9 protein-coding genes are annotated in these 11,933 nt (G+C 41.2%); 4 read left to right on the forward strand and 5 right to left on the reverse strand.

Annotation, left to right across the window (positions count from 1 at the left end; translation table 11 throughout):
• Positions 1–16: 16 nt before the first annotated feature.
• From IPF37_02100 to IPF37_02120, 5 genes are all read right to left on the reverse strand, one after another.
• Positions 17–643 (reverse strand): PQ-loop repeat-containing protein, encoded by a 627-nt coding sequence (locus IPF37_02100; GenBank protein QQR49613.1) that lies wholly within the window; start codon positions 641–643, stop codon positions 17–19.
• Between the two features lie 7 nt (positions 644–650).
• Positions 651–2,537 carry an ABC-F family ATP-binding cassette domain-containing protein gene (locus tag IPF37_02105; GenBank protein QQR49614.1) on the reverse strand — a complete coding sequence of 629 codons (1,887 nt, stop codon included), beginning with the start codon at positions 2,535–2,537 and terminating at the stop codon, positions 651–653.
• Between the two features lie 143 nt (positions 2,538–2,680).
• Positions 2,681–3,838, reverse strand: a complete 1,158-nt coding sequence (locus IPF37_02110) for a DNA double-strand break repair nuclease NurA (protein QQR49615.1) — start codon at positions 3,836–3,838, stop codon at positions 2,681–2,683.
• Between the two features lie 19 nt (positions 3,839–3,857).
• A complete protein-coding gene (gene secA / locus IPF37_02115) occupies positions 3,858–6,398 on the reverse strand; it encodes a preprotein translocase subunit SecA (GenBank protein ID QQR49841.1) in 2,541 nt (846 codons plus the stop codon).
• Between the two features lie 84 nt (positions 6,399–6,482).
• Positions 6,483–6,803 carry a hypothetical protein gene (locus tag IPF37_02120; GenBank protein ID QQR49616.1) on the reverse strand — a complete coding sequence of 107 codons (321 nt, stop codon included), beginning with the start codon at positions 6,801–6,803 and terminating at the stop codon, positions 6,483–6,485.
• A 199-nt stretch (positions 6,804–7,002) separates the two neighbouring features.
• Here IPF37_02120 and atpD point away from each other — a divergent pair, with 199 nt between their 5' ends.
• From atpD to IPF37_02140, 4 genes are all read left to right on the forward strand, one after another.
• Positions 7,003–8,472, forward strand: a complete 1,470-nt coding sequence (gene atpD / locus IPF37_02125) for a F0F1 ATP synthase subunit beta (GenBank protein QQR49617.1) — start codon at positions 7,003–7,005, stop codon at positions 8,470–8,472.
• Positions 8,473–8,481: 9 nt separating this feature from the next.
• On the forward strand, positions 8,482–8,730 hold the full coding sequence (locus IPF37_02130) for a hypothetical protein (GenBank protein ID QQR49618.1): 249 nt from the start codon (positions 8,482–8,484) through the stop codon (positions 8,728–8,730).
• 243 nt (positions 8,731–8,973) lie between these two features.
• On the forward strand, positions 8,974–10,308 hold the full coding sequence (locus IPF37_02135; GenBank protein ID QQR49619.1) for a hypothetical protein: 1,335 nt from the start codon (positions 8,974–8,976) through the stop codon (positions 10,306–10,308).
• 200 nt (positions 10,309–10,508) lie between these two features.
• Positions 10,509–11,807 (forward strand): hypothetical protein, encoded by a 1,299-nt coding sequence (locus IPF37_02140; GenBank protein QQR49620.1) that lies wholly within the window; start codon positions 10,509–10,511, stop codon positions 11,805–11,807.
• Positions 11,808–11,933: the final 126 nt, after the last annotated feature.

An 11,933-nucleotide genomic window follows, 5' to 3' on the forward strand; every position in this document is an offset into this window, starting at 1 on the left:
TTATATTTTTCTTTAATTAACGTTTGCGATACAGATAAAATTGTAGGCAAAACAGGATATAAAAAAACAAGCCACGAATTGCCATAAATTGCGTTGGCACGGGCAGTGGCTTTGCAAACGAAACTATCATTTCCAATATGGTACCAAAGCCCACAATAGAGACAAAAACAAAACTAAAGCCGTGCACACTTTTTTGACGATACATTTTCAACACTTGTGGAATCTGATTGGTTGAGAAAAAAATGGCAGCTATCCAACCACACACAGTCCCAAACTCAAGCGGCCACCACAACCCCAACGGGAAGCTGACAACACCTAAAACAACATAAAAAGCGACAAACGCAAAAAATCTTTTGTGCGCTGCTAAACCTTCATACCACAATCGTTGACAAAGAATAAAGCACACGCCCGCCAATTCAAGCGGAACAAACACTTTATATGCCATCATCAAATTGCAATGAAAGACGTAGTACACGCAAGTAATGTAGGCAATAAGAAACGAGAGAAGGTAGGCATCACTCAAGCCGGCGGTCGTTTTAAGCCGATAATTTTTTATAATTTGCGGCAAGAAACTGACGGCATAGGACAACAATGATACCCACGCAAAAATACTAATAATAAAAGGAGACATTAAACACTTCATTTCGGTCTTACTTTGGCGGTTGAAGAGTCTCCCACTCGCCATAAGCAATCTTTAAATCTTTCTTAATCTGCTCAACCAAGTCGGCATTTTTGTCGAATTCCTTGGTTCCATACTCCAGAATGGCAAACTTTTCGCCACATTCTGTAAGTTGTTTTTCAAGCTTTTCAATATGACGCTCAAGCTTAGCCAATTTTTTAGCTGCGTCATATTGCTGCTTATCTTTTTGTGCTGCCTGCTGGCCTTCGGTTTCTGGCTCATCAGCAATGGGTGCATTTTGAGCCATAAGTGCTTCACGCGCTTCTTTTTGATACAAATACGAGCTATAGTCACCGCTGTAGCTAATAATCCCATCTTGTGTTAATTCAAAAATACGATTTGGCAACGCATCCAAGAACGTACGATCGTGAGAAACAAACAAAATAGTACCAGGATATTCTTGCAACGCTTTCAACAAAATTTCTTTAGATTGAAGATCCAAATGGTTGGTAGGTTCGTCCAATATTAAAAAGTTTGATGATTGCAACAGCACTTTAACCATTGCTACTCGGTTCTTTTCACCACCGCTTAACACACCAATCTTTTTGTACACATCATTGCCTGGAAACAAGAAGGCACCCAACAACGCACGAACACGTGCACGTTGCTCACTTGTTTTACATACATCTTCAACGTCCTGCAAAATTTCTTTGTGTTTATTGAGCAACTTGTCTTGATCTTGTTCAAACATCGACCATAGCACGTTGTAACCAAATTCAAACGTACCAGAATCTTGCTTGCACAAACCAGCAATAACACTCAACAAGGTTGTTTTACCTTTACCGTTGGCAGCCACAATAGCAGCTTTATCGCCCCGATTCAGTTCAAACGAAACATTATGAAAAATAGTTTGGCTGTCATACTTTTTAGCTAAATTTTCAACTTTAAGTACCACATTACCAGCACGCACCACATCAGGAAAATTAAATCTCACCGACTTATTCCGTCTGATCGGCTCAAGTACCTCCATTTTTTCAAGCGACTTGATCATACTTTGTGCCATTTTTGCTTTAGAAACTTTGGCACGGAAACGCTCGATCGTTTCTTTCTTTTCTTTTATTTCTTTTTGTTGACGCACATACGCCGATTCATGAGCAGCTTCTTCTTCTTCTCTTTGTTCCATATAGCGAGAATAGTTGCCATAATACAAACGACCCTTCGCGCGATCAAGCTCAAAAATATAATCTACCGCATGGTCAAGGAAATAACGATCATGAGAAACCAATAAAAAGCCGGCAGGACAATTTCTTAAAAAGCCCAAAAACCAATCTTTTGCCACAACGTCCAAGTGGTTAGTTGGTTCGTCGAACAGGAAAAAGTCTGGCTCTTGTAACAACAGCTTGGCCAATACCACCCGCATACGCCAGCCAACACTCAACTGATCAACGGTCTTGTTCATATGCTCAGGCGTAAAACCAAGACCTTCCAAAATATTGCGCGCTTTAAGGAGTTGTTGATCAAAATTCGCTTCAGCATACAAGGCTTGAACATGCGCATAGCGCTCAATTTTATCTTCTGCAAAATCAGTAATGCCTGAATGAAAATAAGCATCCAATTCTTCAAGTTCTTTTTTAAGCGAGGTCAAATCAGCAAATACTGTCATTGCTTCTTCAAGTACCGGCAAATTGGATGAAAGCACTACTTCTTGAGGTAGGTAGCCCACTTTCTTTTTCTTTTCAAAAGAAACGGTTCCACGATCAAGACCAATATGTCCGGACAAAACTTTAAGCAAGGTTGACTTGCCCGCACCATTTGAACCGACAACACCAATTTTTTGATCGTCTTGAAAACAAAAAGAAATGTTATCAAAAACAAGCTTACTACCTAATTCTAAGAAAATATCATCTGCTATAAACATGACTCTGCGCCTCTAATGCTTTAATCACAACTAAAAACCCTCACGGGAATAACCTTGTTTGCTAGAAAAAACCGAATGGCTCTTAAGAAAAAACAACATGTCTGATTGTAGCAGACAAAGGGCTTTTTCGCAAGAAAGACCCTTTATATCCCAATACCGCGCTTTTTGATACTTTTTTGGGAGGCAAAAACCTGCTTATTGCGCTCTATACCAACTTTTCTGATAAGGCTAAAAAAGAACTCCCGATCAGCACCTTTGACCACAGCCTGCTCATGAGCCTCGGCCAAAGCAACCGGATACCCCCGCCCTTTAATGGCCTGATCAATGAGAACCTTACACACAAAATCTACCATCTGCGAATCCTTGACCATCCAGCCAGGCAACTCAACCCGTACCGTTTCTTTTTCAACATTCAAATAAAAAAAGCAGGGCTTTAAAAAACGGGGATAGAACTCGGTAATACTTGAGCGGCTAAAAAAAATCGTGGTTCGATGAAAAGGCGGCAGAAAATTTTGCAAAAGCTGCGTATCAACCAACAACTCAAACTGCTTGCACGGACACCCAGCAACCCGTCCCTGACAGGGAACAAACGATTCTTTTTTATGCTCACACGCCCGCAACCTGATCATGTTCACCAGCTCTTTACTTTTGGGCATACTGATATATCCAGCAATGGGCAACTGCTGCTCATACAACCGGTGCAAATACAATAAATATTTTTGTAAAAAAGCATCGCGAATTTCTTCTGGCTTACTTTCCAAATGCCAAAAAATTAAGCTACCATCAAAGAGCGTGAGTAAGGGCCGCTCAGCAACTCGTGCTTGAGCGGCCCGTTGACTTGCAATCTCGAATTCCAGCTCTTCACGTTTTAAATCTACAAAATCGACAGAAAACGAAAGTTCGCTCGTTGGGGGCACTACCTGCTCGGGCAAAAATAATCGTGGCTCAGAAAAAAAATTTGCCTTACTAGTATCTGAATACGAAAGCAAGACGCCACCACAATTGATCAGAAAACATCCCACGCCGGCAATATGCCGATCGGGATAAATCTGTGATCCATCAACGGCCAAGACGTCATAATGCTTAAGATCATCAACTACGGCAACACGCGCGCCCAACTGGTCCATCCACACGGGCAAACCAGCAGCGCCGCGCGCTTGCTGCAAACGCTCAACAAATGGTTCATCTTTGAGCAAATGTTTCCATGCCTGCTGGCCTAAATTACTCTGCGGCGTATCGTGCAGGAATAATTTTTCGGCCAACCCTGAAACTTCTTGAGCCAATTTATCGTGCTTGAGCATGGTGCCTACTTTTCATAATTTATGAACGACCGCAGCAATGTTTATATTTCTTTGCTGATCCGCACGAACACAAATCGTTACGCCCTACTTTTGGCGCTTCACGTCGTACCGTTGCCGCATCAGGACTGCCTGAATCGTCGCCAATCAACTGAACTTCTGAAAGTTCTTTTTCTTTACGTTTTTCAATTTCATGAATTTGAGCAACACTAAAGTCGTCAGGCTTCATTTTGAAAATGCGGTACACAATGTCCCACATAATTTGGCCCATCATTTTTTCAAATTCAGAAAACGCTTCTTTTTTGTACTCAGTCAGCGGGTTCTTTTGGCCATAACCACGAAGACCAATACCTTCTTTTAAATGGTCAATGTTTTGCAAATGAATCTTCCACGCTTGATCAACCGTTTCAAGCAAGACCCATTTTTCAGCTTCATCGATAATTTCTGGAGAAAGCGAGCCACGATATTGCTCATACTGATAGCACAAAAACTCAGAAATGCTCTGCTGCATTGAAGCATCTTTACTATTTGCTGCATATGCTTGCGTGAAGTAATGCTTCTCTAAGCCTGTCAAGCGCTCAAGTGCGTGCAAAATCTCTTCCAAGCTTTGCTGATCGCACGAACCTTGCGGACAATGAATGGCAAATAAATGATGAACCATATCCGCAATCATATCTCGAACTAAGCCCTTGATCTGGTCAGCACCTTCAAGAATTTCACGGCGATATTGGTAAATAACCGTACGCTGATTGTTCAACACGTCATCGTACTCAAGCAAATGTTTACGCATATCAAAGTTACGTTTTTCAACTTTTTCTTGAGCCTTTTCAATGCTGCGCGTCACCATGCGATGCTCAATGCTTTCACCCGGCATCATGCCAATCCGTTCCATGTTGCGCTTAAGCTTATCGCCCGCAAAAATTCTCATCAAATCATCGTCCAAGGACAAGTAAAATTTTGAAGAACCTGGATCGCCTTGACGTCCCGCACGGCCACGCAACTGATTATCGATACGCCTACTTTCATGACGCTCAGTACCAATAATGCGCAATCCGCCCACTTCACGAACGCCTTCACCAAGCTTAATGTCGGTACCACGGCCGGCCATGTTGGTTGCAATTGTTACCCTGCCCATTTCACCAGCTTCTGCAACAATTTCAGCTTCCCGTTCGTGTTGTTTGGCATTCAAAACATTATGCTTAATGCCAGATCTACTCAACAAATGACTTAAATATTCTGATGTTTCAATAGAAATGGTACCCACCAAAACTGGCTGCCCTTTTTTATTACAATCTTGAATGTCTTGAATAACGGCATCAAATTTATCTTTGGCGCTCAAAAAAACAACGTCCATTTGATCATCGCGCTTCATTGGCTGATTGGTTGGAATAGCAACAACGGCCAGTTTATAAATTTTATAAAACTCAGCCGCTTCAGTTACTGCCGTTCCGGTCATACCAGCAAGCTTTTTGTACATTCTAAAATAATTTTGCAACGTGATGGAAGCCAATGTTTGGTTTTCACGCTCAATGCGCACACCTTCTTTTGCTTCAAGCGCTTGATGCAACCCATCGCTATAACGACGACCTGGCAAAATACGACCAGTAAATTCATCAACAATTAAAATTTCGCCTTCACGCTCAACATAATCAACATCTTTTTTGAACAACGTTTGAGCACGCAAAGCCTGAACAACATGATGCAAAACCATAATATTCTCAGGCGCATACAAGTTGGCAACCGTCAAGTAGCGTTCAATATCATCCGTTCCAGATTCAGTCAAGTGAACAGTTCTGTCCTTTTCATCAACTTCATACTGATCTTTTTTAAGCTGAACAACAGCACGATTGGCCAACTCATACAAATTGGCACCCTTTTCACCCTCGCCAGAAATAATCAGCGGCGTACGAGCCTCATCGATCAAAATAGAATCTACTTCGTCAACGATGGCAAAATTAAGGTCGCGCTGAACATAATCTTCTAAATTAAATTTCATGTTGTCGCGCAAATAGTCAAACCCATATTCGTTATTAGTACCGTACGTAATATCAGCACCATACGCTTTTTTGCGCGCTTCATCGCCAAGATTATTTTGAATAATACCAACTTCTAGACCAAGCTTATTATACAACGGCATCATCCACATCGCATCGCGGCGCACCAAATAGTCGTTCACCGTTACCAAATGAGCACCCTTGCCCGACAAACCGTTAAGATAAAGTGGCAAGGTAGAAACCAAGGTTTTACCTTCCCCGGTTTTCATTTCAGCAATCTTGCCTTCATGCAGCACCATGCCACCAATCAACTGCACGTCAAAATGGCGCATGTTCAACGTACGCTTACCAACTTCACGCACCACCGCAAAAGCTTCAGGCAAAATAGCATCCAAGCTTGACCCTTGGGCAATGCGCTCTCTAAATTCATTTGTCTTGGCAGTCAACTGGTCATCGGTTAATGAGGCTACTGACGCCTCAAGTTGATTAATATAACTCACAATAGGCGCAAAGCGCTTGAGTTCGCGATCGTTTTTTGTTCCAAAAATTTTGGCAAGTATATTCGCAATCATGGGACTTTTCCTAGATTTAAAAAATCAAATACTTATGTCTGAAATTATTTTGATTCAAAAATTATGATTTCTAAGAAAAGATCATTCTCGCAACACTGCCCGCTGCTGGGCTCTGATGGAAAGAACCTGACGAGTTCGGGCATAATCCTTGGTAACCAACAGTGTTTCCGCACAAGCACAATAACAAGCGCATTGAGCAAACAACTGGTTAACATGAGCTCGCGCCACACCCTGCAAACGCTTAACAAACGTCAACATCGATGTATGGCCATTTACGTGCACACGCGCCACACCTCTGACCTGTTTGCTCATGCAAACAGCAACCGGCAAAGAACCCGCCATCAAAAGCATGATGCAAGTTACGTTCACGAGAATAAAATTTTGTCTTTTGTTAACTATCATTGTTTGCCAATTATTTATAAAAACATGAAATTCCTGGCCAGTATAGCAAATAAGAACACGCGAGACAAAAGCTTATAGTCCCGACCCTTCCTGAAGCCCTTTCGGATAACTTATTGTATCAATATCTTTACAAACACACGTTATTGCAATAGCTTAAAATAAAATTACGAAAAAGGGCCTCGTTTACGTTGGGATCATAATGGAAACCAATCTCATAAAAAATAAAAAAAATCAAAATATTCCAACGGACTCAGACAGTCTTCTCAAAGTCGGACTCGTTTTGAGAATTCGCGGAACCATTGTCGATGTTCAATTTAACCAAAAATATGTACCGGACATCCTTTCCAACCTCACAATCATGCTGGACGAAGATAGCAATCTACCCAATAACATGATTAATCTTGAAGTTGCTCAACATTTGGGCGATGGCATTGTTCGATGCATAGCACTGGAACCAATCGAAGGAATTACGCGCGGTCTGCCCGTCCTCAACACCGGCGGCCCAATCATGGTACCTGTTGGCAAAGAAGTACTGGGACGCATTTTTGACGTCATGGGCAGACCAATTGACGGCAATCCAACCCCTATTAAAGCACAAAAATGGCCTATCTACCGTAATGCACCAAGTTTAATTGAACAAAAAACTTCTATTGATATTCTAGAAACCGGCATTAAAGCCATCGACTTACTCTGTCCCTACATCAAAGGCTCAAAAATCGGCCTCTTTGGCGGCGCAGGCGTTGGTAAAACAATTATTGTACAAGAACTTATCAGAAACGTTGCTATCGAACACGGCGGCTATTCAGTTTTTGTGGGCATTGGCGAACGAACACGGGAAGGCAACGAACTCTGGCTTGAAATGAAATCGTCAGGCGTTATTAATAAAACCGCACTGGTTTTTGGACAAATGGGCGAAATGCCCGGCGCACGCTTACGCGTTGGCTTGACCGGTCTGACCATGGCTGAATATTTTCGCGATGAAGAAAACAAAGATACCCTGCTTTTTATCGACAACATATTTCGCTACGTTCAAGCGGGCTCAGAAGTTTCTGCTTTGCTCGGACGCATGCCATCTGCCGTTGGTTACCAACCAACCCTTGCCTCAGAAATGGGAATGCTCCAAGAAAGAATTACCAGTACTCAAAATGGCTCAATTACCTCTATTCAAGCCGTATACGTACCTGCGGACGACTACACCGATCCAGCACCAGCAACAACCTTTCAACACTTGGATGCCAGTACCGTACTGTCGCGTAAAATTGCACAAGCGGGGCTGTTTCCTGCAATCGACCCTCTAGAATCAAGCTCTAGCGGCTTGAAAGCAAACGTGGTTGGCAAAGAGCACTATAACGTCGCGAGCAGCGTTCAGCAAATTTTGCAAAAGTATAAAGAACTGCAAGACATCATTGCCATTTTGGGCATGGATGAACTTTCTGAAGATGATAAAACTATTGTTTATCGCGCCAAGAAAATTCAAAAATTTTTAACTCAGCCACTTTTTGTTGCCGAGCAATTTACCGGCCTTGCCGGACGCTTTGTGAAAGTTGAACAAACGGTTGAAGATTTTGGACATATCATTGCTGGAGAATGCGACAATCTCCCGGAACAAGCCTTCTACATGGTTGGCACCTTGGCAGAAGCACACGAAAAAGCAAAGCTACATTTGTAAGGAACGGCAATGTCAACATTTCTGGAATTGGAAATTATTGGACCAAGCTCCGCAAAAAAGGTATCAATCAAGTGGGTAGAAGTCGAAAGTCCAACCGGTAGTTTTTTGGTTGGGCCTGGGCACATTTCACTCGTTTCCACTATTAAAAAAAAGAGCTTACTTGTGTACCAACTCAAGGAAGCCGAGATCGTAACACTTGAAGTTGATGGCGGTATCTTTACCGTTGCTGACAACAAGGCAATTGCCATCCTCGACTAATCAATTAAAAAATTCTTTTTGAATTTAAAAAAGCACCTCGCTTGACTATAAATTTCAATCTGCTAAAATGATTTTTTGGCTAGCAAAGGTCATTTTTCTAAATTATAACCGAACTAAAAAACAATAGGTTCTTTCGTTATTCACTACTCAACCTTACTGAACGTTTTTATTTTACTTTTTTATGAAAAACCAGTAAAACTAATGCTTTGAACGAATTAACCGCAGAGAGGACATAATAAAGCCATGTTTCACAAGCTAATTAGAACATTTTGGGGCGACCTAAAAGGACAAGAACTTACCAAGTTTCTTCTTCTCTCGTTGGGTTTCTTTTTCTTAATAGGCTCATACTGGCCACTGAAAACGCTTAAAGATAGCATCTTTATTAACATCGTTGGACCAGAATATATTCCCATGGCAAAAATTTTATCACTGACCATTTTCTTTCCACTGGTAATGATTTATTCAAAATTGGTAGACGTTTTTGTTAAAGAAAAAATGGTATATTTGTTCGTCGGTTTTTACGGCATCACCGGCCTTATGTTTGTGTATTTCTTTTTACATCCAACAATCGGCTTGCAAAACAGCATTCAAAGCTCATCTCGCTTAATTGGTTGGCTGTTTTTTCTGTACGTTGACAGTTACGTTTCGTTGATGATTTCATTGTTCTGGTCATTTACACACGATATCACCACGCCAGAATCGGCAAAAAAAGGCTATGGTCTCATTATTTTTGGCACCCAGCTTGGTGGTTTTTTATTGACACTTCTTGGCAATAGGTTGTCAGCCAATCCAGAACTTTACGCTTCTCGCGCTCCGCTCATAGCTTTTATCTCAATTTGTTTATTTTCTTGCATCGCTCTCGTAACATTTTTATTGCATAAAATTGTCGCTAAAGAAATATTGGAAGGCTACGAAGACAATGTTACCGGACCCGCCGTTGAAGAACCAACTTCAGTTGGCTTTTTGGACGGATTAAAACTCTTGGTAACTCATCCCTACGTTGCCGGCATCTTTTTTATCATTTTCTTCCACGAATTCGTCGCCACTATCATGCATTTTCAGTTGATGCTTCAAGCAAAACAAACCTACGTTGCAGCAGGCTTAGTTAATAAATTTCTTTTTGATTACGCATTAGCAGTACAAGGTACAGCCTGTTTATTCGGCCTTGTAGGTACATCATTTTTCCAACGTCGTTTCGGCATAAGATTTTGCTTAATCGCGTATCCACTTCTTTTAGGCCTGTCAATCATTTATTATCTTACCAACCCAACACTACTCAGCATTTTCTACGTTATGCTTATTGCAAAAGCAATTAACTTTGCTTTCAATCAACCAGCCAAAGAAGTCTTGTACATTCCAACAACCAAGAATATAAAATACAAATCTAAAGCATGGATTGATATGTTTGGCATGCGTTTTTCCAAAGCAGCAGGCTCTACTGCTAACAACTTTATTGTAACTATGTCGCAGCTCACTGGCCCTATTGTTTTGTCCCTTATTGTTTTATGGGCAATACTGGCAAGTACCATTGGAAAAACCTTTAACAAAGCAATTGCGGACAAAAAGATTATCGACTAAACAAGCAAAAAACGACAGCCGAATAGACTATTTGCCAGAAGATAAGATATGAAATATACTGGTCCCCTGGATAAAAAAATCGATTCGCAATAAACACTAACGAAAGGATATAGTGTCTATGAACAAAAGTGGGTAGGTACTTATTCGTAAAAGACATTGAGAATAGAAATTTATGGTAATTTTTGTAAGGAGCTTTTTTTATGCTGAGTAAGATAAAACATATCCTCTGGGGCGATTTAACCAAAGACGAAGTCAAAAAATTTGGTATGCTCTCATTCACATTCTTGTTCATTATTGGTACTTATTGGTTGATGCGTCCTCTTAAAGACGGTCTTTTCATGGACTTAGTTGGACCTTCATCATTGCCTTATGCCAAAATGCTTTCATTCGCGTTTATTGTTCCTTTGATTCTTGTGTACTCAAAACTTGTTGACTTGGTAGAAAAACAAAAGTTGTTCTATGTATTGTGCTCCATTTACGGCGTTTTGTTTGCCAGCGTTGCATTTTTGCTTTCACAACCAGCATTTAGCCTTAACGGCCCAAGCACTCCATCTAAACGTCTGCTTGGCTGGTGCGTGTACCTCGCCATTGAAAGCTTTGGTTCATTATTGGTAACCTTGTTCTGGTCTTTCGTTGCAAGCTCCACTGATACAACTTCCGCAAAAAGAGGCTATGCGCTTATTATTTCAGGTGCGCAAATTGGGTCCATCACTGGTCCTTATTTGGCAACCAACGCAGAACATCTTGGTCTTTCATTACTTACAGCTATTGTTGCTGGCGGTATTTTGTTGGTACCATTGTTGATTAAAACTTTCATCACGTTGTATCCATCATCTGCTGAAAAAACCGTTTCAACAAAGCCAAAAACTGGACCCGTTGAAGGTCTTCGCTTGTTGTTGACCAAGCCTTACTTGCTTGGCGTACTTGGCGTTGCAACATTGTACGAAATCATTGGTACGGTTGTTGACTACCAACTTAAGTTCCTTGCAAAAGAAACCTACGGCAGTGCAGAAAAAGTTACCCAATTCTTGGGCTACTTTGGTTTGACAACAAACGCACTTGCTTTGGTATTCTCGTTGATTGGTACAACATTTTTCATCAACCGTTACGGCCTTACCTTCTGCTTGGTTATGTATCCAGTAAGCGTTGCCATCGTTTTGGTTAACATTTGGGCATTACCTGGTCTTTGGGTTGTGTTTGTTGGTATGGTGGCAATTAAAGGTTTCAGCTACGCATTGAACAATCCATGTAAAGAAATTATGTACATTCCAACCAGCAAAGACGTTAAGTTTAAAGCTAAAGGTTGGATCGACATGTTCGGTTCCCGTTCTTCAAAAGCCGCTGGTGCAAGTATTGGTTCTATGTTCCCAAGCATGGCAAGCCTTGCTCTCTACGGACCACTCCTTTGTATGGGTATCGTTGGTTTCTGGATCATGGTTGCCTTGTACGTTGGTAGAACAAACAAGAAGCTTGTTGATAGCAAAACTATCATTGAGTAATTGATTCTTATAAAAAAAACGTTAAAAAGGGGTCGATGCAAAGAGCATCGACCCCTTTTTATTGATATCTTCAAATTAATAGGCATATTGCGTTACACTAACAATAATTCGTAAAGCTCATTCAAA

It is taken from the genome of bacterium, assembly GCA_016699045.1.
GTDB lineage: Bacteria > Babelota > Babeliae > Babelales > RVW-14 > AaIE-18.

Excerpts from the sequence above, each read along its gene's own strand:
- IPF37_02100 (QQR49613.1), bottom strand. The coding sequence starts at position 643 with ATGAAGTGTTTAATGTCTCCTTTTATTATTAGTATTTTTGCGTGGGTA.
- IPF37_02105 (QQR49614.1), bottom strand. The coding sequence starts at position 2,537 with ATGTTTATAGCAGATGATATTTTCTTAGAATTAGGTAGTAAGCTTGTT.
- IPF37_02110 (QQR49615.1), bottom strand. The coding sequence starts at position 3,838 with ATGCTCAAGCACGATAAATTGGCTCAAGAAGTTTCAGGGTTGGCCGAA.
- IPF37_02120 (QQR49616.1), bottom strand. The coding sequence starts at position 6,803 with ATGATAGTTAACAAAAGACAAAATTTTATTCTCGTGAACGTAACTTGC.
- atpD (QQR49617.1), top strand. The coding sequence starts at position 7,003 with ATGGAAACCAATCTCATAAAAAATAAAAAAAATCAAAATATTCCAACG.
- IPF37_02130 (QQR49618.1), top strand. The coding sequence starts at position 8,482 with ATGTCAACATTTCTGGAATTGGAAATTATTGGACCAAGCTCCGCAAAA.
- IPF37_02135 (QQR49619.1), top strand. The coding sequence starts at position 8,974 with ATGTTTCACAAGCTAATTAGAACATTTTGGGGCGACCTAAAAGGACAA.
- IPF37_02140 (QQR49620.1), top strand. The coding sequence starts at position 10,509 with ATGCTGAGTAAGATAAAACATATCCTCTGGGGCGATTTAACCAAAGAC.